Origin of the sequence: Amycolatopsis pigmentata (assembly GCF_042684065.1) — a bacterium.
GTDB lineage: Bacteria > Actinomycetota > Actinomycetes > Mycobacteriales > Pseudonocardiaceae > Amycolatopsis_E > Amycolatopsis_E pigmentata.
In genome coordinates this window covers 46,124-70,593 of record NZ_JBHUKR010000029.1, presented here as the reverse complement: position 1 = coordinate 70,593, position 24,470 = coordinate 46,124, and the positions used below count along the sequence as shown (strand labels likewise).

The window sequence follows — 24,470 nt, the reverse complement described above, 5'->3', positions numbered from 1 at the left end:
TTCGTGCGGGCGTTCTTGCCCATCAGGTCATGCGACTTTCCTTGACCTACTGTGCCGATCGTTACCAATCCGACCACAGCCACGGCGGAAACGGGTCTATACAGTCAGATTGGCTCCGGTCCGTCTCCGCCTACTTTTGGTCGGATTGGTAAAGCGTTCCGGAGCCGGTCAGGGCCGGGCCAGGATCTCGCCGTGCAGGATCGCGAACCAGCCGTCCTCGGCCTGGCCCCACTCGCGCCACGCCGCGGACATGCGCGCCAAGTCCGCGCGGGTGGCGTAGCCGTAGGAAACGGCCTGGCCGGCCAGCGCCGACTCCACGACACGGTCGGCCCACATTCCGCTCCACCACTGCCTTTCCTCCGCGGTGGCATAGCACCACACCGATGCCGTCGCCGTCACGTCGGTGAACCCGGCATCGCGGGCCCATGACAGCAGCCGACGCCCCGCATCCGGCTCCCCGCCGTTGTGCCGGGCGGTGCGGCGGTAGACGCTGAGCCACTCGTCGAGTGCGGGCAGTTCGGGATACCACGTCATCGCGGCGTAATCGGCGTCTCGCGCGGCGACGATACCGCCGGCGACGGTGACCCGCCGCATTTCCCGGAGCGCGCGAATGGGGTCGTGCACGTGCTGCAAAACCTGATGCACGTGCACGATGTCGAAACTTTCGTTGGCGTAAGGCAAGTCGTGGACATCCGCGGTTTCGAAACGGATGTCTCCGGTTTTGACCGACCGTTTCGCCACCGAGAGCGCCTCCGGCGTCGGTTCGATCGCGGTGACCCGGCCGGGCGCGACCAGGCGGGCCAGGTCCTCGGTGATCGTTCCAGGGCCACATCCGACATCCAAGAGGGACAGGCCGGAACGCAGGTGGGGCAGCAGGTAGGCGGCGGAGTTTTCCGCGGTGCGCGAGCGGTGTGAGCGCAGCACGGTCTCGTGATGCCCGTGCGTATAGATCGGCATGGTGAGCACGCTACGCCGTCCTCCCGGATAATGGGAGCACTATCCCATATAATAGGAAACGTTCGTCAGCGTCTCCGCCACGTCAGGGAGATGTCCAGGCCGGAAAGCCAGTCGTGCAGCCGGTAACCGTGCGAGGCGAGACCTTCCACAGTGTGGTAAACGACTTCGAGCGCGCGGTTCGCTTCGGACGGTGTCACCAGGCCGGCCGCGGACGCGGCGAGCAGCTCGTCGGTGTCCAGGACGTCGAGACCACGACCCTCCCGCAACGCGAGATCGAGGTACCAATCCGTGGTGCGCCAGACCTTTCCGGTCACTTCGACGCTCACCACGTCGAAGTAGAAGTCCTGGTCCCGTTCATGACCCGGGGTGAACCAGAAGTCGGTCAGCCGCAACCCCAACCCGGGGAGCAGCCACGATTCGAGGTAACTGAACTGCGCGCGTCCCGGTGTGGGCCGCGCGACGTAGAGCCCGAAGTCTTCGACCCGGAACTCCTCGATCTCGCGGGCGATCCCCTTGGGATCGGTGTTGATCCCGGTGACTGTGTCGAACGTTTCGATCTTCGGCGGGTGGATCGCTGTCATACCCACGATTCTCCCGGTTTGTCGTACGAAAACGAGTGCTTCGCCGCTAGAGTGATCATGTGGTGGAGAAGAGCGTCGTCGTCGATCAGGTCGCGCAGGTAGCGGGCATCCTCCGTGACCGCACGGAGGACCTGACGGTCGAGTTGCTCGGGCTGTACGCACGCGAACTCCCGCATCTGGTGCAGGACGACGAAAGCGTGGTCAGTCTCCTGTCCGCGAGCCTGTTCCAGAACCTCGAAACGGTGCTGCAGGTGCTCCAGCACGACATCGATCCGGCCCGTGTCGAGGCACCCGCCGCGGCGACGGAGTACGCACGACGGCTGGCCCAGCGCGGCACCGAGGTGATCGACCTCATCCGCGCCTACTACGTCGCCCAGAACACCGTTCTCGACCACGGGGTGACGGCGGCGGGTCAGCTGGCAGGAGGTGACGCGACCCTGCTGACGGAAATGGTCCGCCACGAACTCCATGTGGGGTTCGCCTTCGTCGACCGCGTGATCCAGCAGGTGATCTCCGCCTACCAGGAGGAGCGCGACCGCTGGGTGCAGAACCGGAGCGCGGCACGGACGGCGCGGGTCCGGGCGCTGCTGGGGGAGGGCGATGCCGACGTCGACGCCAGCGCGACCGACCTCGGTTACCGGTTGCGCGGCACGCACCTGGCGATGATCGTGTGGTGCGCGCCGGGAACGGTGTCCGGCAACGGCCTCGGGAAGCTGGAATCGGTGACGAGCGAGATCGGCGCGACCCTCGACGGCTCGGGCTCGCCCCTGTTCGTGCCGAACGACGAGTTGTGCGCCTGGGTGTGGTTCCCGCTCGACAGGCCGGCCGTCCCGGAGGAGAAGCACGTCGAGCGGATCCTGAGTGCGGTCGAGCCCGGCGTCCGGCTGGTGTTCGGCGAACCCGGCGACGGCATCGAGGGCTTCCGCCGCAGTCACAGTCAGGCCACGCGCGTGCACGCGCTGGCACTGGCCGCGGGCGAGAACTGTGACCGTGCGCTGTTCTTCCGGGACGTGGGCGCGATCGCGCTGATGACCGCGGACCTGAACGCGGCCCGGCTCTGGGTAGGCGACACCCTGGGCGTGCTGGCCGGTGACGACGGCCAGCACGAGCGCCTGCGGGAGACCTTGCGCGTGTTCCTGGCCTCCGGTGGCAGCTACACGGCCGCCGCGGGCCAGCTGATGATGCACAAGAACTCCGTCCAGTACCGGGTGCGGAAGGCCGAGGAGCTGCTCGGCCGGCCGATCGCGGAGAACCGCCTGGACATCGAGCTGGCGCTCAAGCTGTGCCACCGGCTGGGCGCGGCGGTGCTGGCGCCCAAGGCGGCGTGAGGTCGGCGGAACCTCCCCGGAAGCGGCGTGATGGCGCTAACTTTTTTCGGTCTGCGGTACCAGCCGGGTGGCACAACGTTGGGTCCCCGGCACGAAGATTCCGCGATTATTCCGGATTATGGTTCTCGCATGACGAACGTCGCCTACGCCGAGCCGGCCGAAGAAGTGGTGGCCATCGTCCGCCTGCGCCGCGGTGTGGTCGGCGAGCGCAGAAGGGTGTGCCACCTGGTGCCGATCCCTGGCAGCGGGCCGGTGCCCCACGAACTTCTCGCGCTGTGCGGCGAACCGATCGCGCCCGGGGATGCCGAAGTCATGAACCGCATCTGCGGGATGCCCTGTGAAGCTTGTCTTGCCAGGTCATCGCGCGGGCGGTACCGCTCCTTCTGGTAGGGGGCCGCGGGGGCGGCGGGACCCTGGAGCAGCCGTCGCCCCCGGCCGAAAAATGTCGGTACCCGCGCCTACTCTGGTGACGTGGCCTTCGCGACAGAACATCCCGTGCTCGCCCAGTCCGAGTTCCGCCCGGTCTCCGAGATCCCCCGGAGCGACGGGCGATTCGAAGTGGTCAGCGATTATCGCCCCGCCGGTGACCAGCCCGCGGCCATCGAGGCTCTGGAAACCCGGCTCAAGGCGGGTGAGAAGGACGTCGTCCTGCTCGGCGCCACCGGCACCGGCAAGTCCGCGACGACGGCCTGGCTGATCGAGCGGGTGCAACGGCCCACCCTGGTGATGGCGCCGAACAAGACCCTGGCCGCCCAGCTGGCCAACGAGCTGCGTGAGCTCTTCCCGCACAACGCGGTCGAATACTTCGTCAGTTACTACGATTATTACCAGCCCGAGGCCTACGTCCCGCAGACCGACACCTACATCGAGAAGGACTCGTCGATCAACGACGATGTCGAGCGCCTGCGGCACTCCGCCACGATGAACCTGCTGTCCAGGCGGGACGTGATCGTGGTCGCCTCGGTGTCCTGCATCTACGGTCTGGGCACCCCGCAGTCCTACCTGGACCGGTCGGCCAAGCTGGAGGTCGGCGGCGAGGTCGAGCGCGATGTCTTCCTCCGCGCGCTGGTCGACGTGCAGTACACCCGGAACGACCTCGCGTTCGCCCGCGGCACCTTCCGGGTGCGCGGCGACACGGTCGAGATTATTCCGGCTTACGAGGAGCTGGCGATCCGCGTCGAGTTCTTCGGTGACGAGATCGACAAGCTGTACTACCTCCACCCGCTCACCGGCGAGATCGTGCGCGAGGTGGACGAGGTCCGCATCTTCCCGGCCACCCACTACGTCGCGGGCCCGGAACGGATGGAGCGGGCCATCCGCGGGATCGAGGCGGAGCTGGAGGAGCAGCTCGCCAAGCTGGAGAAACAGGGCAAACTGCTGGAGGCCCAGCGGCTGCGGATGCGCACCACCTACGACATCGAGATGATGCGCCAGGTCGGGTTCTGCTCCGGCATCGAGAACTACTCACGGCACATCGACGACCGGGCGCCGGGCTCGGCCCCGGCGACCCTGATCGACTACTTCCCGGACGACTTCCTCCTGGTCATCGACGAGTCGCACGTGACGGTCCCGCAGATCGGCGGCATGTACGAGGGCGACGCCTCGCGCAAGCGCACCCTCGTCGAGCACGGCTTCCGGCTGCCGAGCGCGCTCGACAACCGGCCGCTGACCTGGGAGGAGTTCAGCGACCGGATCGGCCAGACGGTCTACCTGTCGGCCACGCCGGGGCCGTACGAGATGGGCCAGACCGGGGGCGAGTTCGTGGAGCAGGTCATCCGGCCCACCGGGCTGGTCGACCCGGAGGTGATCGTCAAGCCGACCGAGGGCCAGATCGACGACCTGGTCCACGAGATCCGCGAGCGGGCAGAGAAGGACGAGAGGGTCCTGGTCACCACGCTGACGAAGAAGATGGCCGAGGACCTCACGGATTATTTGCTGGAGCTGGGCATCCGGGTGCGTTACCTGCACTCGGAGGTGGACACGCTGCGGCGGGTGGAGTTGCTGCGCCAGCTGCGCTCGGGCGATTTCGACGTGCTGGTCGGCATCAACCTGCTCCGGGAAGGGCTCGACCTGCCCGAGGTGTCCCTGGTCGCGATCCTCGACGCCGACAAGGAGGGCTTCCTCCGCAGCGGCACGTCGTTGATCCAGACCATCGGCCGTGCGGCGCGGAACGTCTCCGGCCAGGTCCACATGTACGCGGACAAGATCACCGACTCGATGCGGTACGCCATCGACGAGACGAACCGCCGCCGCGCCAAGCAGGTCGCCTACAACGAAGAGCGCGGACTCGACCCGCAGCCGTTGCGGAAGAAGATCGCCGACATTCTCGACCGCGTCTACACCGAGGCGGAAGACTCCGAGAAGGAGGTGGAGGTCGGCGGTTCGGGCCGGAACGTCTCACGGGGCAAGAAGCCGGAGCAGGGCGGTGGCGGCCGCAGCTCGGGTGTCCTGGTCGACCGTGACGTCTCCGCGATGCCGCGGGCCGAACTGGCCGACCTCATCCAGCAGATGACCGACCAGATGATGCAGGCCGCTCGCGACCTGCAGTTCGAGCTGGCCGCCCGGTTGCGGGACGAGATCGCCGACCTGAAGAAGGAGCTCCGCGGCATGGACGCCGCGGGCGTGCACTGAGAGCCCGTCTTCGAAACGGGAGGTGCCTGGTCAAGGTGAGTGGTCGAACCCGCCTCCCGGGTTTCAAGACAGGCACTGAGCCGGCCGCGCGCCTCAGGCGGCGTCCTGATCGCTTTGCAGGACACCGAACACGTTGCCCTCGGTGTCCTTGCAGTAGGCGAGCCAGCCGACACCGGGAATCGCGCTTCGCGGCATCACGACCGTGCCGCCCGCCTGTTCGACGTGTCGGGTCGTGAGGTCGACGTCGTCGACCGCCAGCGTGACCGCGAAGGCGTTGACCGGCGCGTCGTCCTCCGGCGGCGGGCCCTCGCGTGGCACCAGGCCACCGTCGATGCCGGGGCCCTGGCCGGTGCTGATCAACCAGTACGGACGGTCGCCCCAGCGCTCGAAACACCACTCGAAAACCGTGGCGTAGAAGGTGATCGCTCGCTCAGGGTCGGTCGCGTGGACCTCGAAATGAACCGGACGAGGCATCCGCGCCTCCTCGCTGAGCAGGACGGGACGTTCCCGGCCCGCCCGGTGTCCGACACTTCAGGGGCGAGGTTCCAGCCGGATCGCCGCCAGATGCTCGCGCGACACGACCTCGGCGACCTCCTCGCCGGTGGGCGTGCGGGGAACGTTGATCCTGATCCCTATCTGCCGCTGCGCGTTCTTCACGCCGAGTTCGGCGATCCGGCGCGCGTACACGTCCGCGATCTGTCCAGGATCGGCCAAGGGGACCGCACGCATCGGCACGGTGCGCCCGTCCACCGTCACCTCGACGTCACGGCCGCCGTCGAAGTTGTGCCGCCACGGCGCCCCGGTCAGCACGTACAACCCGTCCCGCATCCGGTGCGCGGTCAGCGGGATCTCGTATCGCCGCCCGGTCTTGCGACCGGTGAAACCGAGCACCAGCAGCGTGCCCATGCGCCGGCCGAGCGGCGTGCGCAGCAGGGCGCGCATCACCGGGTTCAGCACCTTGAGCACGGCTTCGGGCGGGTGCGACGTTTCCAAGGCCGGTGTGTCCTGGCTCACCTCTGCAGTGTACGGCCGGGAGCGCCAGAATTGGTCGTAAACGATGCGGCGTCCCTGGGCGCCGTCCGGCGTGGATCGACGAGCTCGATGCCGATGGCGACAACGCCCAGGGCTTCGCGTTCGGGCGGATAAATCTGGCGAATGTTCGCGAGTTGCTCCTCTCTGGTCGCCAAGGGATTGACGGAGGAGACGGATTCGTGGTCGAACATCGCGTCAAAGCTGTCGTAGCGCACGACACGGGTGACGCGAGTGAGAATCTCGTCGCCTTGGCAGCGGAACCGGATCAGTGAGCCTACTTTGATCTTCTTGCGGCTGGAGTCGTTGACCCTGATTTCGGTGGTCTTCCGGCCAGTAGCGATGAGATCGAAGTAGCGCTTGTAGATGCCCATTTCGTGGGCACGGACAACGGCTTCGGTGGGGCGTGCGGTCATGAGCCGGCCAAGTTCCTTGACAGTGAACGAGCGAAAGAAGTGCTTGGGGTCGGTCAGCAGTTCGCCGACGAGCCAGACCAGGGCGTCGACGTAGTTGTCAACACCGCCCGGCCAGGTGGTGGTGTCGAGCATCCAGGGCTCGACATCGGTCGGCAGGACACCCTTACCCTGCTCGCGAAGGAGAGACTTGGACAGTTTTGCCCCGGTCGGGGCGAGCACCTGGGGCGTGAAGATCCGCATCGGCATGTTTGTCGGCGGGGTGTCCAGGGCGCCGAGCGCACCATCGACCAGCTGGCAGCCGAACGCCCAATCTCCACCCTTCATCATCACGTGCAGCGTGCCGGTGGCACGGCCCAAAGCGCGCTCTTTGACCAGGTTGCGGTACAGGGTGGCCAGATCCAGGTAGGGCTGGTCGTCTTCGGGGTCAATGTGCGCCTCGTAGGGACCGTGGTCGAAGCAGACTGCGGTGAACGTGGCGCCGTCCTCGTCGAGGTGGGCGAGTTTGGTGCGGTCACCCCGCTTCTCGGCCCAGCCGCATTCGGGGCACGGGACGCGGATGTGGACGACCCCGTGTGAAGGGGCCATCCACCAGCGGATGTCCTCGATCCGCTCCAGCGTCCGCAAGAACTCGGCCCGAAACCCGGAAGTGGCCTGCTGCCAGGTGTAGGTCTCGACCGCGTAATCGGTGTCGGTGGCTTCGGAGAGGGAGGCGAAGAATGCCCGGTAGTAGCCCTCGATCAGTTCGGCGATCTTTTCCTTGCCCAGGGCGTGAAAGTAGGTCTGCTGGTAGGCGGTGTGCGTCTCCGGGTCCAGGACCACGTCGTAGGGGGCGTTGTCGAGTGCGCTGAACCGGACGCGGGTGTCGATGGAGAATTCCCGGCGAGCGATCTTCGCCAGCAGGAACGCTGCGGTCTGCACCAGATTCGTGCCCAGGTGGGGTGCGCCGTTGATCTGTGTGCCGACCACGAACTCGATCCGGTTCGGCCGCGTCGCGAGGACGCGAGGCCGGAGTAAGTCGATTGAGCGCAACAGCGCGTTGGCCAAGATGCTGTTCGGGGACAGCATCAATGATGGTTTCCCGGTGCGGTTCAACGAGATCGCGCTCCTCGGCTGGGTTTGGGCAGGCGAAGGTTGGCGCAGATGAAGTCCAGCCGGGCACTAGCCGAGTCCGCCGAGACGAACACCGGCTCATAGCCGGCGTCATAGTAGCCCTGCACGATGAGTTCGTGAACGCGCCGGATCTCGCGGTCCTTGGCCCAGACGATGTCGTCGGGATCCTCGAAAGTGTCCAGCGGATCGAGCACGAAGATGGCGTCGTAACGGTAGAGCCGTGTGGCTTCTTCCAGCTGTGGTGTCGGGCGTAGCCCGAAAAAACCTTCCCAGCCGTAGCCGTCGGGGATGCCGCGGTTGTAGAAGCGAATCCCACTGGTGTGTGCGGTGTATTCGGCGATGAACGCCTCCAGCACTTCCAGGGAGTACTCACGGCGGTCTTCTTTGCGCAAGTGCCGGCCCAATCGTTTGCGGTGCTTGCGATAGATCTCACGGCCGGGTTCCTCGGTCATGCAGGGGATTCCGGCGGCGTGGACCGCTTCGATCAGATCGTCTTTGCCAGAACTCGGGCCGCCGGTGACGACATAGCGGCGCGGGTCACCGGTCGCCGCGGCATCGAGGGCGGCGGCGAGCGCCGGGTTGGTGGTAGTCACGGCAACTGTCCGTTCTGTTCATCGGGAGTGATCTCAGGGGATGCCGGAGGGGAGAAAAATCCCTCGGTCCAAGCGTTGCCCAACCCAGGTTCGCCGTGCAGTGCGGCGACAAACTGTTCCCGGCTGGCTCCGCCGGTAGCCGCCTCGACCAGCCGGGATGCTTGTGCCGCTGTCAGAGCCGGCGTCCATCCGGCGAGGGCGACCACCTCGTCCGCCGAGACTCCGGCCTCGGGGACGAACGCGGTGGTGTAGCTGATTGCCTCCGCACGGGCAGTGGCCCACCGCCAGGCAGCAGTCACCGCCGTCCGGAGGATCTCCATCCGGTCGGCGCGGAGACTGATCAGCCGCTCTACGGCAAGCAACTCGGCGCGGGCCGCGTAAATCGCCGACCACAAGCGGGCCAAGTGTTCCTCGTGTTCGGCGACCTCCCAGGCGAAAGGGTCCGCCTGTACCAATTGTCGGTGGCCGACCGGGGCCAGCCTGGGTGCGATCATCGGTGAGCGGGTGAACCGGTCGGCGTCAGTGAGCAGTTCCCAGGCAATCTTCTCGATCAGCTTCGGCTCGACCCGCTTGCGGAAATGATGCGCCTCGTGACCGGCTTGTTCGGCTGCCAGGTCGCGGCGGACGGTGAGATTCTGTCCCGGCTCGGCCGGTGACAGTCCGAACAGCGCTCGTGCAGCCGAGGCGTATCGGACGTCCGGGAACCGAGCCAGGAGCCCCCGCAGGGTGCCGTCCAGCGCCGTGGTGAGACTGGCCGTGTCAGTGGGGTCGACCGCCCTGGCCACGACCCCGCGCAGGTCAAGCAGTACGGCGTCCGCGCTCGCGGGAGTTACCGGCAACCCGTACCGGAGCAGCCGACGCACCGCCGCGACCAGTTGTGCGTCGGCTGGGCTTTTTCTGGACATGTCAGGAGTGAAGCACAATGCCCAGAAAAAGCCCAGCGGTCATTCGCAGTAGGTAACCAATGGTGTGTGAGGCCTAACTGGTGATGTCCTTCGTGGCGAACCGGCGCGCCGCGAGCAGCGAGAACACCGTGCCGTAGGCGACCGCGGACAGTGCCCCGGCGGCCATGTTCGTCCAGTCGATGTCGCTGGCGATCAGGTCCATCCAGGCATACGAGTAGTGCGTCGGCAGGTAGTCGCGCAGGGTGCCCAGTGTGGTGATCTGGTCGAGGATCTGCGAGAGGATCGCCACCAGCACCGTGCCGCCGACCGCGCCGAGCGGGGCGTCGGTGAGCACGCTCAGCAGCAGGCCGAGCCCGGCCACCCAAGCCAGCTGGAGGACGATGTAACCGGTCGCCATCGCGATCGCGACCAGGCTCTTCCCGAACGGGATCGCGTCACCGGTCGGGCTGATCGCGTCCCCCGTGCCGTACCACAGCAAGCCCACCACGAGCGAGACCAAGGGCAGCACCACCAGGGCCAGCAGGGACAGCAGCCCGGACGCGATCGCCTTCTGGCGCAGTACCCGGTGCCGCGGCACCGGGATGGCCAGCAGGTACTTCAGGCTCGACCAGGACGCCTCGCTCGCGATGGTGTCCCCGAAGAACAGGGCGACGATCGTGGGCAGGAGGAAGCCGCCCGCCACGAACAGCGCCAGGATCACGAAGTTCGGCGCGCTCGCGGTGGCCAGGTCGACGAATCCGCCGGAGCGGCGGTTCGGGCTCGACCGGCCGATCTGGAACGAGAGCACCAGGATGAACGGCAGCAGGACCACGAAACCCAGCACCAGCTGGGTCCGGCGGCGGCGCACCTGCCGTCGCAGTTCCACGCCCAGCCGCAGCGTGCGCCGGGGACGGTAGCCGAGCACGCCGCCGTCCGGTCCGATTTCGGTGCGCTCCTGCCGGGCCGCCTCGGCGAGTTCGTCGAGCGCGGCCGGGTCGGTGTGCACCCCGGTGTCGAGGGCCGCGTTCGCGGCCTGGTCCGTCTTGCTCATCCGTCCTCCGCTGTGTTCCGCGGGACACCCGCACCCGGTCGGCCGGACGAGCTGGGGCTGCGCGATGGTAAGCTCATCCGTCCTCGGTGACTTGCGGGACACCCGCACCCGGTCGGCCGGATGAACTTGGGGCTGCGCGATGGTAAGCTCATCCGTCCTCCCCGACGAGTCTGAGGAACGCGTCTTCCAGGCGCCGCCTCGGGCCCGCCTGCTCGACCGCGACCCCGGCGCGCACCAGCGCCGCGACCGCGTCGGCGCGCGGCATCCCGTCGAGATCGGCGTGCACCAACGGGCCTTCGATGTCCACATTGGACACGCCGGTGAAGGTGCGCAGGGTGTCCGCCGCCGTGCCGGGGCTGTCCACGCGGAAGGTGGCCTCGCCACCCGCCGCCGCGATGTCGGCGACCTCGCCCGCGGCGACCAGCGCGCCGCGATGCATGACCACGACGTGGGTGCAGGTCTGCTCGACCTCCGCGAGGAGGTGACTGGACACCAGCACGGTGCGGCCGGTCGCCGCGTAGCGCCGCAGCACCTCTCGCATCTGATGGATCTGGGGCGGGTCGAGCCCGTTGGTCGGCTCGTCGAGCACGAGCAGTTCGGGCAGGCCGAGCATGGCCTGCGCGATGGCGAGGCGCTGCCGCATGCCCTGGCTGTAGGTCCGCACCTTGCGGTGGATCGCGTCGCCCAGCCCGGCGATTTCCAGCGCCTCCGCCAGACGCGCCTTCTCCCGGGGCCTTCCGGTCGCTTCCCAGTACATCAACAGGTTCGTTTCGCCGGACAGGTGCGGCAGGAAGCCCGAACCCTCCACAAAGGACCCGATCCGGGACAGCACGGGCGCACCCGGCCGCACGCGGTGCCCGAACACCCGGATCTCTCCGGCGGTCGGGGTGATCAGGCCCATCAGCATGCGCAGCGTGGTCGTCTTGCCCGCGCCGTTCGGACCGAGGAGGCCGAGTACCTGCCCTGGCTCGACGCGGAAGGAAAGCTGTTTCACCGCGGTGAGGCCGCCGGGGTAGGCCTTCGTCAGACCGTCGATCACGAGCGGAACCTCGGTGAGCGCGGGATCGACGCCGTGCGCCCGGCGACGCCGGATCCCGCCGGCCACCGCCACCGCCAGCGCCGCGGCGAGGAAGCCCGCGATGCCCAGCAGGTCGCCCACGGGCCAGCCGTTGCCGACGGCGTGGCCCGGCATGGTCGGGACGGTCAGGTCACCGACGAGGGACACCCGGTACGACGCCGGTGCCGTGGGCGTCGCGTAGCCCTGGTCGGTGGTGGTGACCGCGATCTGCACCATGTGCCCCGACTCGACCGGCCGCACGATGCCGGCCAGCGTCACCGGGACCTCCACCGCGCCGCCGCCCGGGGGCAGTGCGACGCGGACCGGCATGACCTGGTTCGCCGGCAGGCTCAGGTTCCGATCCGGGCTCACGTCGTAGAACTTGACGAACAGCACGGCCTCGGGAGCCGACCCGGACACCCGCAGGCGGAGGGACGGCGCCCCGGCCACCAGGACCTGCGAGCCGAGTGGTGCCGACGTGAACCGCGCTGTCTGGCCCGGCGGGTCGACACCGAACAGACCGGTCACCCGTGAGGAACCGGCCAGCCAGTTGAGGCCGGGAAGCCCGCTCACCGCGGCCGGGACCCCGCCGGGTGGGTTCATGATCGTCTGCTCGTTTCCGGCGAGCAACAGCGATTCGGGCTTCGGCGTGGCGTCGGAGGCCTCGACGACGCGGACCGACGGTGTGCCCGAAGCGCGCAGTGTTCCTTGGACGTCATAAGGAAAACCGCTGACCGGGTCGGTGCCCTCGGCGGTGAGCTGGTAGCGCAGCCAGTCGCCGATCTTGCCGCGCAACTGCGGGCCCGGCTTGCCGCCGTCGTGCCCGCCCGCGTACCAGATCTGCTGGACCCGGCCGCCCGCCGCGCTGATCTGCCGCGCGTTGGCCTCCGCCTGGTCCAGCCCGAAGAGCGTGTCGTTCTCACCCTGCACGAGCAGGGTGGGCACCTTGATGTTCCCGGTGACCGAGTCGGGGGAGAGGCGGTGCAGGAGGGCGAGCGTGCGCGGACTCGCCGCGCCCGTGGTCGCCAGTTCGACGTAGGCCTGGCAGATCTCGGCGGTGAACCGGCCGCATCCGCCGCCTGCCGCCGGCTGATCCGGGGGTGCCTGAGCAGGCGCGCCCGCCGCGGCTCCCGCCGTCGACGAACCGCCGCCCCCCGCACCTCCCGAGCCACTGCCGGTGGTCTCCTGTCCGGGTTCGGGCGCGTCGTTGCCGAGGGCCGGGTTGCCACCGGAGGAACCCGCGGAGACGGAGGCGCCCGCCGAGAACAGCAACGCCGCCCAGTTCCGTTTGAAGACACCGTTCGGCACGAGGCTTTGCGCCAGGTCGTTGTAGGTGATCACGGGGGCGATCGCGTCGACCCGGCGGTCCGCGCCGGCCACCATCAGCGCCAGCGCGCCACCGTAGGAGGCACCGGTCACGCCGACGCGCGGATCATCAGGCCCGTCCTGGCGGACCTCGGGCCGGGTGCCGAGATAGTCGATGAGGCGCGAGGCGTCGGCCACCTCGAAATCCGGATCGTTGAGCGAAATCTGGCCACTGCTGTGACCGAATCCGCGCGCGGAGTAGGTGAGCACCACGAAACCGCTCCGCGTCAGTTCCTGGGCCTGGTCGGCAACGCTGGTCTTGTCGGCGCCGAACCCGTGGGCCAGCAGGATCGCCGGAGCCGGGGTCCGCGACGGGAGGTACAGCGTCGTGTCCAGGTGCACGCGGGCGGCCGAACCGGGAGCCGCCGGCACGTCGAGCACGGCGTCCTGGGTGGCGACGGGAGCGCTCTGGCGGCCGGAGGAAACCCAGAAGAGCCCTGCGGCGGCGAGCACCACCACCACGGCGGCGAGCGTGAGGACGCGCGCGCGGCGGGTGTGCGGAAGGGGAATGCGTGGCACCCTATGACCCTAGGTGACCTTTCCTGAGAGTTCGCGATGGCGCGGGGTGATAAGGCTTACCTAAGCTGGATCTTTACTCGCTCATGGGGAATCATGAGGGGGTACGTGGAGGGGAGTATTCCTTCGCGTCGGTGTCGTCAGCACGGCTTCTCCAGCAGGGGCCCGGCACCGGCGGCCGGTGAACCGGCGGAAGAGACCTCCGGCTAGTCGCCATGCGCGCTAACCGGAGGTATCGCACTCGATGACTGTGCCGCTGTGGTTGTGGGCCGCCACCGTCGGAGGGCTTCTGGTTCTGATCGCCCTGGATCTGGTGATCGTGGACCGCCACCCCCACAAGATCGGCACCCGCGAGGCCGCGCGGTGGGTGATCTTCTACGTCACCTGTGCGGTGCTGTTCGGTGCCGCGGTCTGGGCGCTGGCCGGTCACCACTACGGGGTCCAGTTCTTCACCGGCTACATCACCGAGTACTCGCTGTCGGTGGACAACCTGTTCATCTTCATGGTCATCATGGCCTCGTTCAAGGTCCCCGCGATCCACCAGCACCGCGTGCTCCTGGTGGGCATTCTGCTCGCGCTGGTCATGCGCAGCGCGTTCATCGCGATCGGGGCGGCGCTCGTCGCGCAGTTCGTGTGGGTGTTCTTCCTCTTCGGCGCCGTGCTGGTGTGGGCGGCGATCAGCATGGCGCGCGAGCAGGACGAACCCGCGGAGTACACGGACAACACCGTCACCCGATGGGCTCGCCGGATCTATCCGGTCACCAACGACTACCACGGCAAAAGGATGTTCATCAAGCTCGGCGGCAAGCGCCGGATGACGCCGTTGTTCCTGGTCATCGTGGCGATCGGCAGCGCAGACCTGCTCTTCGCGGTGGACTCCATCCCGGCGATCTTCGGTATCACCCAGGAGGGCTTCCTGGTGTTCACCGCCAACGCCTTCGCGCTGATGGGGTTGCGGCAGCTCTATTTCCTGATCGGGGGGCTGGTGAACAAGCTCGTCTACCTCTCCTACGGGCTGGCCGTCATCCTCGGCTTCATCGGTTTCAAGCTGGTCCTGCACGCGCTGCACGAGTACGGCGTCGTGCCGGAGTGGGCCGACATCGACAACTGGGTTTCGCTCGGGGTGATCATCGCCGTCCTGGCCGCCACCACGGTGCTGAGCTTGATCAAGGTCCGGCACGACACGTTCGCCGAGCGGACTTCTTAGCTTCGCTAACGAGGGTAGGTTCGGGGCATGCGCCCTGCGGATCTCGAGTCCTTCACCGTTCCCGGAATGCCGGCCCTGCGTGGTTCCCTGTTGCTGGTAAGCCTTTCCAGCCCCGACCCGGTCGCCAACACCTATCGTTCGACGCTGTGGAAGGTGAGCCTGGACGGGTCGGCACGGCGCTGGACCCACGGCGAACGGGACAGCGCGCCCGCCGTCTCACCGGACGGAAGCCGGGTGGCGTTCCTGCGCGCGGGGGAGAAGGACAAACCACAGATCCACGTGATGCCCGTCGACGGCGGTGACGCGCGCAAGCTCACCGATCTGCCACTCGGCGCGGGTGCTCCGGTGTGGGCGCCCGATTCACGGCGGATCGCGTTCACCGCGCGGGTGCCGGAGCCGGGCCGGTACGGAAGCCCTGGCACCGACGGCGAAACGTCCGAGCCTGGCGAAGAAGCGCCACGACGCATCACCCGCTTCGATTACCGGCTCGACGACATCGGTTTTCTTGCCGACCGGCGGCAACGGTTGTTCGTGATCGACGTGACCGGGGAGCCCGGGGAGATCGCGCCGCTCACCGACGACCGGGTGGACGTCTCCGATCCGGCGTGGACTCCGGATGGCGAACGTGTGCTCGTGGTGGCCCGGCGGGATTGGGGCGCCGCCGAGACCGAGGAGACCGACATCTACGCCGTTCCCGCGAGCGGCGGTGAACCGCTACTCACGGTGCGCAGTGCGGGCATCGCGGAAAAGCCGGTGGTGAGCGACGACGGGACGATCTGGTATTTCGGTACGGAGTTCACCTGGCCGCGTATGGAGGCACGCAACGCCGGGTTGTGGGCGGCCGCGCTGCCGGACGGCGACGAACCGGCCGTGGCGCGACGGCTGACCGACGTGGAAACCGTGGCCTGCGCTCCTTCGGCGGGTCCGCCCGCGCCCGCGGGGGAAAGGGTCGTCGTCGCGGTGCAGAACCGGGGAAGCGTCGAACTGCGGGCCGTGCCGCGAAACGCCGGTTCCGCACCGCTCGACGATCTCCCGCTGCTGGCGGGTGAGCGCGCGGCGGTGCGGGCGTTCACCGCGGACGGCCATCGGATCGCGGCCGTCGTGGCCACCCCGGAGAGCCCCGGAGAACTCGTGCTCCTCGTCGACGGTGCCGCGCGAGTGTTGACCGACTGCGCGAAACCCTTGCGGGAAAAAGGAATTCGTCCGGTCGAGGAACTGACCGCGACCGCGCCCGACGGATATCCCGTGCACGGCTGGCTGGTGCGCCCGGAAGGCGAAGGCCCGCATCCGGTGGTGCTGGCCGTGCACGGCGGGCCGTTCGCGGCCTACGACTGGGGACTGTTCGACGAGGTGCAGATGTACGCCTCGGCCGGTTACGCGGTGGTCATGGGAAATCCGCGTGGCTCGTCGGGATACGGCGAGCGGCACGGCCGCGCCATCGTGCGTGGCTTCGGCACGGTCGATGCCGACGATGTGCTGGCACTGCTGGATTCCGCGCTCGCCCGCCCCGGGCTCGACTCGTCCCGGGTCGGCGTGATGGGCGGCTCCTACGGCGGGTTCATGACGAGCTGGCTGGCCAGTCATCACGGCGAGCGGTTCCGCGCCGCGTGGAGCGAGCGAGCCGTGAACGCCTGGGACTCGCTGGCGGGCACTTCGGACATCGGGTGGACCTTCGTGGACGCCTACATCGGCTCGGATCTCGAAACACAGCTGGAGCGGAGCCCGCTCACCCACGCCGGCTCCATCACGATCCCGTTCGCCGTCGTGCATTCCGAGCAGGACTGGCGCTGCCCGCTGGAACAGGCGCAGCGTATGTTCGTCGCGCTCAAGAAGAACGGGACACCGGTGGAATTCCTCCTCTTCCCCGGCGAAGGACACGAACTGAGCCGATCCGGCAAGCCACGGCACCGTATTCAACGGTTCGAAGCCGTCCTCGACTGGTGGAACCGCCATCTGTGACCGGTGACCGCGCGGGCGGTTCACCGGGGCGGGCTCCACCACCTGGCCACGAACGCCGGAACCGGAGAGCTCCGATTCGGCGAAAATTCTTCCACGAATGGTCCGTTGGTCCACTTTTTTATGGACGCCGCAGGCGGGTTTCCCTTTAGGCTTGGACGCGTCGGCTCGATCACCTCGTCGGAAGTGGGGGCGTGCCGGAGATAGATAAAGCGATGCCCCGGGCGGCGTGCTGATGCAGGGGCGACCCGGGGCGTACTGGTCGATGGTAGCACGTCCAGATGCTGCTCTGAGGGGAATGTGAGGTCACACGATATGGGCGTGCACCCGAGTTGGATCCGTGACGTCCTGTCACTACCGCGGTTCGCAGCCTCCCTGCTCAGGGTGGATGGTGATCTGGCGGCAGCGATCGCGTTGTACTGGTGGAACGTCGGCGTCTCTGCCGCGTTCTACACGCCGCTGCACTGTCTCGAAGTGGCCTTGCGTAATGCGATTCACCGGCAGTTGTCTCATCATATCGGTAGGACTGACTGGTGGGAGTCCGTACCATTGCGCGGAAATGAGCAACGTATAGTCGCCGGCGCGCGCAGCAAGGTGAACGCTCGGCGGCGTACACATGCGGCCGATGATATTGTGGCCGAACTTTCGCTCGGGTTCTGGGTTTCGTTGACAAGCGGTACCTACCATAGACTTCTCTGGGTTCCGATTCCGCGAAAAGCGTTCCCGTGCTATCGGGGACCGCTTCGTGCGCTGCACGACGACCTGCATACCATGCTGCTGTTCCGGAACCGGATCATGCATCATTGAACCTGTCCATCATCGTCATCCGGAAAAGGACCACAGCACCAGACCGGTCAGCAGGATCGCGACGACGATGTCGAAGATCCACATGCGGAGGGACGGCCGCTGCGGCTGGAACGACCTGTGCGTCAAGGCCCGCCAGGCGCGGTCCGCGGTGGCTGCGATGTTCACCGGTCCAGTGTGGCGATACGCGGGCGGGGATGAATCCGGCCGGATCATGACGCGTCTCCGCTTTTCGCGTACATCTCGAGGATGACGCGTGGTCTCGTCATCCCGATGCGGTAGCGCCTTTGCATCCGGTGGCCGACGTGCCCGTGCCTCGTGCGGGCTTACCGTTCGTGCCCTGGAAACCGGCGGGAACGAGGGGACACGGTGCACGTCTCGCGGGGCCCGGCCTGGTCGCCGGTGTGCTCGGGGTCCCGCTCGGCGTGGCGGCGCACGATTACGTCCTGCTGGTTCACGCCGCGGGCACGGAACCGCCACCCGCCGACCTCGATGTCTATGGTCCTGGACACCTTGTCGCGCTGGGTCTTGGCGGTCTGGTCATCGCGAGCCTGGCGGCCCTGCTGCCGGCGGGCCGGGCGGCGGCCACCCGCACCGCCACGGCCCTCAGAACCGAATAGCCATCAGTTCAGCAGGATGTAGCCGAGTTCTTCGCAGACACGCCCCAGCGGGACGTCGAGGCCTGGGTGATCGAGGGGCAGCAACACGTCGGGCGCCAGCGGCAGGGCCGTCCCGGCGGGTGGGTCCCACAGGCACACGGCGTGCCCGCCACCGTCCATTGAGGACCGATACCACAGGCCGTCCAGTGCCGGGAACGCGGCGTGGATCGCGCGGGCCCAGGCCTGCGTGAGCTTCTTCGGGCCGGTCGAGATCGCCTGTGACGCACCGGCTCGCGTCGGCCACGAGCCGGTCAGATCGAGCAACCGCAGCGACCGGGCCGGGCGCACCACGACCAGGCGTGGCCCACGCGTCTTCCTGTCCACAATGGAGGTTGCCTGGAACACCTCGGCCACACTCGTGCGCACGGACAGCCCGAAGTACAGCACCCCGCTGTTCTCGTCAGTGGTCGCCGCGCCGCCGTTACCAATCCGACCAAAAGCAGGCGGAGACGGACCGCCGCCGATCTGCTTGTACGGACCCGTTTCCGCCGTGGCTGTGGTCGGGTTGGTAACGAACGGCACAGTACCGGGCGGGTGCGGGTCGAAACGGCCGTGCGGCAGCGGGCCGGTGTACCGGAAGGTGTTCCACTGCTGGGGATGGTTGCCGTAGGCGGTGAAGATCCTCACCAGGCTTCTCGCCGGATCCACCGTGACGATGTCCCGGCTGCGCCGCAGCGCGCGGGTGAGCACGGCGTGCGCCGGCGGCGGAGGGAGTCGTGCCAAGTCGCGGATTCCGCTCAGAACGGGGTGCCCAGCGTGGCGGCGAGTGCCGCCACCGGCTCCGGGGGTCCGCCGGCCAGCAGCCACTGCCGTGGCGTGGCGGGGCGGTCGTCGAGCAGCAGGTCGTCTTGCCGGGTGGTCATGAAGGACGCCACCACCAACGGGGGCTGGTCCGCCGGAACGGACGCGAGCACGACGGCCAGTCCGGGCAAGGCGCCGTCACCGGTGAACTGCCACGCCGGGAGCCGCCAGCCGTTCTGGTCCTTCCAGCCGCTCAACCGTCCCGCGGCGAGTTTGTGCCGCACCCGGCTGGGATCGATGCCGAGCGTCCGGGCCGCCTCCGCGGCGGTCAGCGCGGACTCGGCCAGCACGGTCTGCGCGGCCACCGTCCTCGCGCGTGTGTCGGATTCCTCGCCCGTACGGGGTGATAGATCCAATCCCACGTCCGTGAGCGCGGCCCGTTGCCGGGGCGAGAAGTAGTGTGACGGATCGGGATTCTGCGGTGACAGTTTGCGCGCCGCTTCCTCGATCATGACGAGGAAGTCTGCGGCGCTCACGCGGATCCCGGCCCTGGTGAGCACTCCTTCCAGCCTGGTGGTCATACGCACAGGCTAGCGCGTGCGTGCGCCTTCGTGCGGAAGGACATCCGACCGTCAAGGGTTGACACGTGGCGCGGGCCACTCTAACTTCGCCCGGTAATCGATTTCTCGCCAGGGTGAGGGGTGAGGACGAACGTGCTGTCACCAGCGACCGTGTCGCGGGAATCGAGTCCGCGATCGCAGAGCGGGCCGGACGTGCTCGCGGGAACGTCTTGACCGACCCGGCCGCCACGCCCCTGGCCGAGATGACGGGTATCGGCAAGTCCTTCGGCGGGGTGCGCGCCGTCGACGATGTCGCCTTCACCGTGCGGGCGGGAGAAGTGCACGCGCTGCTCGGGGAGAACGGCGCGGGCAAGTCGACCCTGATGAAGGTGCTCTCCGGCGAGGTCGGCGGTTACCGCGGCGAGATCAGGATCGGCGGTGGACCGGTGCGTTTCGCCGGGCCCGCCGATGCTCAGCGCGCCGGGATCGCGATGATTCACCAGGAGCTCGACCTGGTGCCCGCGCTTTCGGTGGCGGAGAACGTTTTTCTCGGCCGTGAGCCGAGAACACGCCTCGGCACCGTCGATCGCCGCCGTATGGTGGCCGAAACCGAGAAGCTGCTCGAACGCACCGGGGTGAGGATCGATCCGCGTCGCCCGGTCGAGCAACTGCGGACCGGTGAGCAGCAACTCGTCACCATCGTCAAAGCCCTGTCTCTCGACGCGCGCGTCCTGATCATGGACGAGCCGACGTCGGCGTTGTCCGCGCACGAGGTCGAGCGCCTGTTCACGGTGATCGCCGAGCTGCGGCGCGAAGGGGCGGGAATCGTCTACATTTCGCACCGCATGGAGGAAATCGGGCGGGTCGCCGACCGCGCGACCGTGTTGCGCAACGGCCGGGTCGTCGCCGAGTTCGACGCTCGGTCGATGACGGCGGAGCAGGCCTCCGAGGCGATGGTCGGCAGGCCGGTGCACCTGCTCTTCCGGGCCGCCGACGGCGTGCGATCCCGCGACACGGAGTTGTTACGGGTGGAGAACCTTGCCGTCCACCGGTCCCGTCCCGGGCGCCGTGACCCGGCCGGGGTCACGTTGAGCGTGGCCGAAGGGGAGATCGTCGGACTGGCCGGACTGCTCGGCGCGGGACGCACGGAGTTGCTGGAGACCCTCTACGGCGTCGGCGCGAAGGGCGGTTGGGACGGCCGGATCCTGTTGCACGGCAGCGAGATCAGGCCGGCCAGTCCTCGGGGTGCCCTGCGGCTGGGCATCGCGTTCGTGCCCGAAGACCGTCGCGTCGCCGGGCTCGCGCTCGACCACTCCGTGCTGGCGAACACGGTCTTGTCCATTGTGGACAGGGTGGCACGGCTGGGACTGGTCTCCCGGCGGCGCGAGCGGAGCGCGGCCCGTGAAATGACCGAGCGGCTGGAAGTGAAGCTCGCGTCGCTCGCCGCCCCGGCGGGTTCGCTGTCCGGGGGCAACCAGCAAAAGCTGGTGCTGGGGCGCAATCTGCTCACCGAACCGCGCCTGCTGCTGCTCGACGAGCCGACCCGTGGAGTCGACGTGGGGGCGAAGGCCGAGATCTACCGCCTGCTCGGCGAGGCCGCCGAACGTGGGCTCGCGGTGCTGCTCGCGTCGTCCGAACCCGCCGAACTGGTCGGCGTCTGCCACCGGGTGGTGGTGCTCCGTGACGGGCGAAGCGTGCGCGAACTCGACACCGGTCAAGTCTCCGAAGCCGACCTGCTGGCGGCTTCGATGGGTGAAGGGGCGGCCAAGGACCTGGCCGTGGGAGGTGCCTGATGAGCGTGAAAACCGAGGAAACCGTCGCGGTCGAAGAGACGCGGCGGCGGGAGTTCCTGCCCGCCCTGTTCAAGTTCCAGAGCCTGTTCGGGCTCGCGGTGGTGTTCGTCGCCGCCGTGCTGTATTCGCCCCACCGGGGCGGCGAACTGCTGTTCCTCAATTCCGGCAACCTGTTCAACGTGGTGCGCTCCATCTCGGAGATCGGCATCCTCGCGGTGGGCATGACGCTGGTGATCCTGATCGGCGGAATCGACCTCTCGGTCGGTTCGGTGCTCGGCCTGGCCAGTGTCGGCTCGGCGTCGTTGCTGGTGAACAAGGGCCTCGGCGTGGTGCCCGCGGTGCTGGCCGTACTCGCCATCGGACTGGCTTTCGGCCTGTTGCAAGGGGTCGCGATCGGCACGTTCGGCATCCAGGCGTTCATCGTGACGCTCGCCGGAATGCAGATCGCGAGGGGGCTGGCTCGCATCTGGTCCGGCGGTCAGGCGGTCGCCATCACCTATGGTGACCAGCCGGGCCAGGCGCCCGTGGTGTTCTCGCTGCTCGGGGAGCGCACCTTCGACGGGCTGGTGCCGATTCCCGCCCTGATCTTCATCGTGGTGGCCGCGCTCGCCGTGGTACTCCTGCGGGTGAGCGCGTTTTCCCGGCACGTCTACGCCATCGGCGGCAACGAAAAGGCCGCGCGGTTGTCCGGTGTCCCGGTGACCCGCGTGAAGATCCTCGTCTTCGGCATCTGCGGGCTGCTCGCCGCGCTGGCCGGGATCGTGCACGCCGGGCAGCTGAACTTCGGCGGGCCCAACGACGGCACCGGCTACGAACTCGACGCGATCGCCGCGGTGGTGATCGGTGGCACGAGCCTGACCGGCGGACGCGGTTCGGTGGCGGGCACGGTCGCCGGGGCGCTGCTGGTCGGCGTGCTGCGCAACATCCTCGCGCTGCGCAACATCGACTCGAACGTCCAACTGCTGATCATCGGCCTGGTCATCGTCCTGGCCGCGGGATTGCAGCAACTCCGCCCGGCATCGGTTTCGTGAGCAGGAAAGGGGCAGCTATGGGAATGCGATCGAGGATGGTCCTGGTGGCCGGGGCGTGCGCGGTGCTCGTCGCCGCGACCGCGTGCGGCACCACGCACGAGAACTCGGGCACGGCCGGGGCCGGGCAGCAGGGTGCCTCGAAGTGCAAGGGGCCGGGCGGCAAGTACGTCATCGGCATGAGCCAGGCCAACGTGGCCGAGCCCTACCGCAAGCGGATGAACGACGACATCTCCAAGGCGGCCGGCGCGGTCCCCCAGTTCACCGTGACCTTCGCCGACGCGGCCCAGGACAACTCCAAACAGGTCGAGCAGGTGAGCACGTTCATCACCCAGCAGATCGACCTGCTGATCATCAGCCCGAACGAGGCCACACCGCTGACCGCGATCGTCAAACAGGCCTACCAGAAGGGAATCCCGGTCCTGGTACTCGACCGCAAGGTCGACGGTGACGCCTACACCGAGTTCATCGGCGCGGACAACGTCGACATCGGCCGCCAGGCCGGGCAGTACTTCGCGAACGTGCTGCTGCCCCAGGGCGGGAAGATCGCCGAGCTGCGCGGGCTGGCCGGGTCCACCCCGGCGAAGGAACGCGCCGACGGGTTCGACCAGGGCATCGCGGGCCACAACATCCAGATCGTCGCCGCCCAGGACGGCGACTGGTTGCAGGACAAGGGAGAGCAGCAGGCGGACGCGATCCTCAAGGCGAACCCGGACATCCAGGCGATCTACTCGCAGAACGACCCGATGGCCGAGGGCGCGCGGATCGCCGCGACCAACGCGGGCAAGCCGAATCTGCCGATCACCGGGATCGACGGGCTGCCCATCGAAGCCGGTGGGATCAAGGCGGTGCAGGCGGGACGGATCTCGGCCACGTTCGTCTACCCCACCGGTGGCAAGGAGGCGGTCGACGCGGCCAAGAAACTGCTGATCGACTGCCAGAGCGTGCCGAAGACGCAGACGCTGTCCACCAAGCTCGTCACCAAGGACAACGCGGCACAGGTCTACGACGAGCTGAACCGGGGCTGAGGGCTTACTCGCGGACGGTGCTCCCGCGCTCGATGAGCCGGGCCGCGAGCATGGTGGTGCGGGGTGCCGAGGTGCTCGCGCCGATCCGGCCCAGCAACAGTTTCGCGGCCTGCTTGCCGATTTCGTAGGCGGGTTGCGCGACCACGGTCAGTGGCGGGTCGATCAGCGTCGCCCAGGGGACGTCGTCGAACGCGACCACCCCGACGTCGCGGCCGAGCCGGAGGTTCGCCTCCGTCAGGGCCTCCAGGGTGCCGATCGCCATCGCGCTGTTCGCGATCAGCAGCGCGTCGGGCGGCTCCCGTTCGGCGAGCAGTTCGAGGGTCGCCTCGCGGCCGCCGGCGGCGCGATATTCGGCGTGGCGGGCCAACTCCGGCCTTTTCGCGGCGCGTATCGCGTCCCGGTAGCCGGCGAGGCGGTCGTCCGCCGTGCGCACCCCGGCGGGCCCCGTCACACAACCGATCCGGCGGTACCCCGCGGCGACGAGGTGCTCGGTGGCCTCACGCGCGGCGAGGCGCGTGTCGACCAGAACCTGGTCCCCTTCGGGGAGCGGCCGGTCCACCGCGACGACGGGGGTGCCGCGCTGCCGCAGCCGTTCGACGTTGGAGGTCGCGCCGGTGGGGGAGAGGATCACGCCCGCGACGCGTTCCTGGAGCGCCACGTCGATGTAGCGGCGCTCCTTGTCCGCGCTCTCGTCGGAGTTGCACAGCACCACGGAATATCCCTGTGCCTGCGCGACATCCTCGACACCGCGCGCGATGGAGGTGAAGAACGGGTTCTCCACGTCGGCGATGATCAGGGCGAGTACCGCGGTCTCCTGTCGCCGCAGGTTGCGGGCGAGGCCGTTGGGGTGATAGCCGAGCTCGTCGGCGGCCGCCCGGACCCGCAGCACCAGCGCGGGGTCCACAGTGGACTTTCCGTTCAGCGCCCTGGACACGGTCGCGGTGGAGACGCCCGCCCGCCGGGCCACGTCGTTGATGGTCGCCACGTGGTCCTCCCATGGTCGTGGGTGCCGCTCGCTCACGTGACTGGCGGCGGCCCGGCCCGTGAGCTCGCGTTTCGGTGGGCGCGCCGATGTCACGATAACCCTCCGCAGCGGGAGGGTGGTCGAGAACCGTCGCCAGGGGTCGGCGAGTGCTCTGTTCGGTTGTCACGTCGTAGACACCGATTGACAGCGCA

Annotated in this window: 23 protein-coding genes; 10 read left to right on the top strand and 13 right to left on the bottom strand. The window is 68.2% G+C overall.

Features of this window, described 5'->3' with window-relative positions; all coding sequences use genetic code 11:
• Nucleotides 1–168: 168 nt before the first annotated feature.
• Entirely contained in the window at nucleotides 169–957 is a 789-nt protein-coding gene (locus ACFSXZ_RS39865; RefSeq protein ID WP_378271602.1) for a class I SAM-dependent methyltransferase, read from the bottom strand.
• A gap of 65 nt (nucleotides 958–1,022) precedes the next feature.
• Nucleotides 1,023–1,538, bottom strand: a complete 516-nt coding sequence (locus ACFSXZ_RS39860) for a DUF402 domain-containing protein (RefSeq protein ID WP_378271600.1) — start codon at nucleotides 1,536–1,538, stop codon at nucleotides 1,023–1,025.
• Between the two features lie 59 nt (nucleotides 1,539–1,597).
• Here ACFSXZ_RS39860 and ACFSXZ_RS39855 point away from each other — a divergent pair, with 59 nt between their 5' ends.
• From ACFSXZ_RS39855 to uvrB, 3 genes are all read left to right on the top strand, one after another.
• On the top strand, nucleotides 1,598–2,866 hold the full coding sequence (locus ACFSXZ_RS39855) for a PucR family transcriptional regulator (RefSeq protein ID WP_378271598.1): 1,269 nt from the start codon (nucleotides 1,598–1,600) through the stop codon (nucleotides 2,864–2,866).
• Nucleotides 2,867–2,995: 129 nt separating this feature from the next.
• Nucleotides 2,996–3,256 (top strand): hypothetical protein, encoded by a 261-nt coding sequence (locus tag ACFSXZ_RS39850; RefSeq protein WP_378271596.1) that lies wholly within the window; start codon nucleotides 2,996–2,998, stop codon nucleotides 3,254–3,256.
• 81 nt (nucleotides 3,257–3,337) lie between these two features.
• Complete coding sequence (gene uvrB / locus ACFSXZ_RS39845) at nucleotides 3,338–5,497, top strand: excinuclease ABC subunit UvrB (protein WP_378271594.1); 2,160 nt, start codon at nucleotides 3,338–3,340, stop codon at nucleotides 5,495–5,497.
• Between the two features lie 93 nt (nucleotides 5,498–5,590).
• On the opposite strand, the gene ACFSXZ_RS39840 is transcribed toward uvrB, so the two are convergent.
• The 7 genes from ACFSXZ_RS39840 to ACFSXZ_RS39810 all read right to left on the bottom strand — a co-directional run bounded on the left by ACFSXZ_RS39840 (nucleotide 5,591) and on the right by ACFSXZ_RS39810 (nucleotide 13,521).
• Nucleotides 5,591–5,971 (bottom strand): VOC family protein, encoded by a 381-nt coding sequence (locus ACFSXZ_RS39840; protein ID WP_378271592.1) that lies wholly within the window; start codon nucleotides 5,969–5,971, stop codon nucleotides 5,591–5,593.
• Nucleotides 5,972–6,028: 57 nt separating this feature from the next.
• Nucleotides 6,029–6,511, bottom strand: coding sequence for a hypothetical protein (locus ACFSXZ_RS39835; protein WP_378271590.1), 483 nt, complete (start codon nucleotides 6,509–6,511; stop codon nucleotides 6,029–6,031).
• Nucleotides 6,508–8,007, bottom strand: a complete 1,500-nt coding sequence (locus ACFSXZ_RS39830) for an ASCH domain-containing protein (RefSeq protein WP_378271588.1) — start codon at nucleotides 8,005–8,007, stop codon at nucleotides 6,508–6,510. Before ACFSXZ_RS39830 ends, ACFSXZ_RS39835 begins: the two co-directional genes overlap by 4 nt.
• Nucleotides 8,008–8,030: 23 nt before the next feature.
• Nucleotides 8,031–8,645 carry an AAA family ATPase gene (locus ACFSXZ_RS39825; RefSeq protein WP_378271586.1) on the bottom strand — a complete coding sequence of 205 codons (615 nt, stop codon included), beginning with the start codon at nucleotides 8,643–8,645 and terminating at the stop codon, nucleotides 8,031–8,033.
• The gene (locus ACFSXZ_RS39820; protein ID WP_378271585.1) at nucleotides 8,642–9,550 is read right to left on the bottom strand and encodes a hypothetical protein; all 909 of its coding nucleotides are present in this window, start codon (nucleotides 9,548–9,550) and stop codon (nucleotides 8,642–8,644) included. The genes ACFSXZ_RS39825 and ACFSXZ_RS39820 overlap by 4 nt, the downstream gene beginning before the upstream one ends.
• A gap of 73 nt (nucleotides 9,551–9,623) precedes the next feature.
• Nucleotides 9,624–10,580, bottom strand: coding sequence for an ABC transporter permease (locus ACFSXZ_RS39815; protein WP_378271583.1), 957 nt, complete (start codon nucleotides 10,578–10,580; stop codon nucleotides 9,624–9,626).
• Between the two features lie 148 nt (nucleotides 10,581–10,728).
• Complete coding sequence (locus ACFSXZ_RS39810; RefSeq protein ID WP_378271582.1) at nucleotides 10,729–13,521, bottom strand: alpha/beta fold hydrolase; 2,793 nt, start codon at nucleotides 13,519–13,521, stop codon at nucleotides 10,729–10,731.
• A 241-nt stretch (nucleotides 13,522–13,762) separates the two neighbouring features.
• Here ACFSXZ_RS39810 and ACFSXZ_RS39805 point away from each other — a divergent pair, with 241 nt between their 5' ends.
• From ACFSXZ_RS39805 to ACFSXZ_RS39795, 3 genes are all read left to right on the top strand, one after another.
• Nucleotides 13,763–14,725 (top strand): TerC family protein, encoded by a 963-nt coding sequence (locus ACFSXZ_RS39805; protein ID WP_378271580.1) that lies wholly within the window; start codon nucleotides 13,763–13,765, stop codon nucleotides 14,723–14,725.
• Between the two features lie 27 nt (nucleotides 14,726–14,752).
• Nucleotides 14,753–16,684 carry a S9 family peptidase gene (locus ACFSXZ_RS39800; RefSeq protein ID WP_378271578.1) on the top strand — a complete coding sequence of 644 codons (1,932 nt, stop codon included), beginning with the start codon at nucleotides 14,753–14,755 and terminating at the stop codon, nucleotides 16,682–16,684.
• A 381-nt stretch (nucleotides 16,685–17,065) separates the two neighbouring features.
• Complete coding sequence (locus ACFSXZ_RS39795) at nucleotides 17,066–17,488, top strand: hypothetical protein (RefSeq protein WP_378271576.1); 423 nt, start codon at nucleotides 17,066–17,068, stop codon at nucleotides 17,486–17,488.
• Between the two features lie 15 nt (nucleotides 17,489–17,503).
• Here ACFSXZ_RS39795 and ACFSXZ_RS39790 read toward each other — a convergent pair whose 3' ends face one another.
• Entirely contained in the window at nucleotides 17,504–17,653 is a 150-nt protein-coding gene (locus ACFSXZ_RS39790; protein ID WP_378271575.1) for a hypothetical protein, read from the bottom strand.
• 137 nt (nucleotides 17,654–17,790) lie between these two features.
• Here ACFSXZ_RS39790 and ACFSXZ_RS39785 point away from each other — a divergent pair, with 137 nt between their 5' ends.
• The gene (locus ACFSXZ_RS39785) at nucleotides 17,791–18,105 is read left to right on the top strand and encodes a hypothetical protein (RefSeq protein WP_378271574.1); all 315 of its coding nucleotides are present in this window, start codon (nucleotides 17,791–17,793) and stop codon (nucleotides 18,103–18,105) included.
• A 3-nt stretch (nucleotides 18,106–18,108) separates the two neighbouring features.
• Here the strand turns inward: ACFSXZ_RS39785 and ACFSXZ_RS39780 are convergent, their stop codons facing one another.
• Both ACFSXZ_RS39780 and ACFSXZ_RS39775 read right to left on the bottom strand, forming a co-directional pair.
• On the bottom strand, nucleotides 18,109–18,867 hold the full coding sequence (locus ACFSXZ_RS39780; RefSeq protein WP_378271573.1) for an RES family NAD+ phosphorylase: 759 nt from the start codon (nucleotides 18,865–18,867) through the stop codon (nucleotides 18,109–18,111).
• Between the two features lie 14 nt (nucleotides 18,868–18,881).
• A complete protein-coding gene (locus tag ACFSXZ_RS39775) occupies nucleotides 18,882–19,466 on the bottom strand; it encodes a DNA-binding protein (RefSeq protein ID WP_378271571.1) in 585 nt (194 codons plus the stop codon).
• Nucleotides 19,467–19,708: 242 nt separating this feature from the next.
• On the opposite strand from ACFSXZ_RS39775, the gene ACFSXZ_RS39770 reads away from it, so the two are divergent.
• Genes ACFSXZ_RS39770 through ACFSXZ_RS39760 form a run of 3 tightly spaced genes read left to right on the top strand, consistent with a single transcriptional unit; the run spans nucleotide 19,709 to nucleotide 23,294 of the window.
• On the top strand, nucleotides 19,709–21,238 hold the full coding sequence (locus ACFSXZ_RS39770; RefSeq protein WP_378271852.1) for a sugar ABC transporter ATP-binding protein: 1,530 nt from the start codon (nucleotides 19,709–19,711) through the stop codon (nucleotides 21,236–21,238).
• Nucleotides 21,238–22,269 carry an ABC transporter permease gene (locus tag ACFSXZ_RS39765; protein WP_378271569.1) on the top strand — a complete coding sequence of 344 codons (1,032 nt, stop codon included), beginning with the start codon at nucleotides 21,238–21,240 and terminating at the stop codon, nucleotides 22,267–22,269. The genes ACFSXZ_RS39770 and ACFSXZ_RS39765 overlap by 1 nt, the downstream gene beginning before the upstream one ends.
• Nucleotides 22,270–22,286: 17 nt before the next feature.
• Nucleotides 22,287–23,294: a substrate-binding domain-containing protein gene (locus tag ACFSXZ_RS39760; RefSeq protein WP_378271567.1), complete on the top strand. Its 1,008-nt coding sequence runs from the start codon at nucleotides 22,287–22,289 to the stop codon at nucleotides 23,292–23,294.
• Nucleotides 23,295–23,298: 4 nt separating this feature from the next.
• Here ACFSXZ_RS39760 and ACFSXZ_RS39755 read toward each other — a convergent pair whose 3' ends face one another.
• Nucleotides 23,299–24,279, bottom strand: a complete 981-nt coding sequence (locus tag ACFSXZ_RS39755) for a LacI family DNA-binding transcriptional regulator (protein WP_378271850.1) — start codon at nucleotides 24,277–24,279, stop codon at nucleotides 23,299–23,301.
• Nucleotides 24,280–24,470 lie beyond the last annotated feature (191 nt).

What these genes read in the sequence shown, in the direction of transcription:
- ACFSXZ_RS39770 (WP_378271852.1), top strand. Translation starts at nt 19,709, where the DNA reads ATGACGGGTATCGGCAAGTCCTTCGGCGGGGTGCGCGCCGTCGACGAT.
- ACFSXZ_RS39865 (WP_378271602.1), bottom strand. Translation starts at nt 957, where the DNA reads ATGCCGATCTATACGCACGGGCATCACGAGACCGTGCTGCGCTCACAC.
- ACFSXZ_RS39805 (WP_378271580.1), top strand. Translation starts at nt 13,763, where the DNA reads ATGACTGTGCCGCTGTGGTTGTGGGCCGCCACCGTCGGAGGGCTTCTG.
- ACFSXZ_RS39800 (WP_378271578.1), top strand. Translation starts at nt 14,753, where the DNA reads ATGCGCCCTGCGGATCTCGAGTCCTTCACCGTTCCCGGAATGCCGGCC.
- ACFSXZ_RS39765 (WP_378271569.1), top strand. Translation starts at nt 21,238, where the DNA reads ATGAGCGTGAAAACCGAGGAAACCGTCGCGGTCGAAGAGACGCGGCGG.
- ACFSXZ_RS39820 (WP_378271585.1), bottom strand. Translation starts at nt 9,550, where the DNA reads ATGTCCAGAAAAAGCCCAGCCGACGCACAACTGGTCGCGGCGGTGCGT.
- ACFSXZ_RS39850 (WP_378271596.1), top strand. Translation starts at nt 2,996, where the DNA reads ATGACGAACGTCGCCTACGCCGAGCCGGCCGAAGAAGTGGTGGCCATC.
- ACFSXZ_RS39830 (WP_378271588.1), bottom strand. Translation starts at nt 8,007, where the DNA reads ATGCTGTCCCCGAACAGCATCTTGGCCAACGCGCTGTTGCGCTCAATC.
- ACFSXZ_RS39860 (WP_378271600.1), bottom strand. Translation starts at nt 1,538, where the DNA reads ATGACAGCGATCCACCCGCCGAAGATCGAAACGTTCGACACAGTCACC.
- ACFSXZ_RS39775 (WP_378271571.1), bottom strand. Translation starts at nt 19,466, where the DNA reads ATGACCACCAGGCTGGAAGGAGTGCTCACCAGGGCCGGGATCCGCGTG.
- ACFSXZ_RS39815 (WP_378271583.1), bottom strand. Translation starts at nt 10,580, where the DNA reads ATGAGCAAGACGGACCAGGCCGCGAACGCGGCCCTCGACACCGGGGTG.
- ACFSXZ_RS39840 (WP_378271592.1), bottom strand. Translation starts at nt 5,971, where the DNA reads ATGCCTCGTCCGGTTCATTTCGAGGTCCACGCGACCGACCCTGAGCGA.
- ACFSXZ_RS39760 (WP_378271567.1), top strand. Translation starts at nt 22,287, where the DNA reads ATGGGAATGCGATCGAGGATGGTCCTGGTGGCCGGGGCGTGCGCGGTG.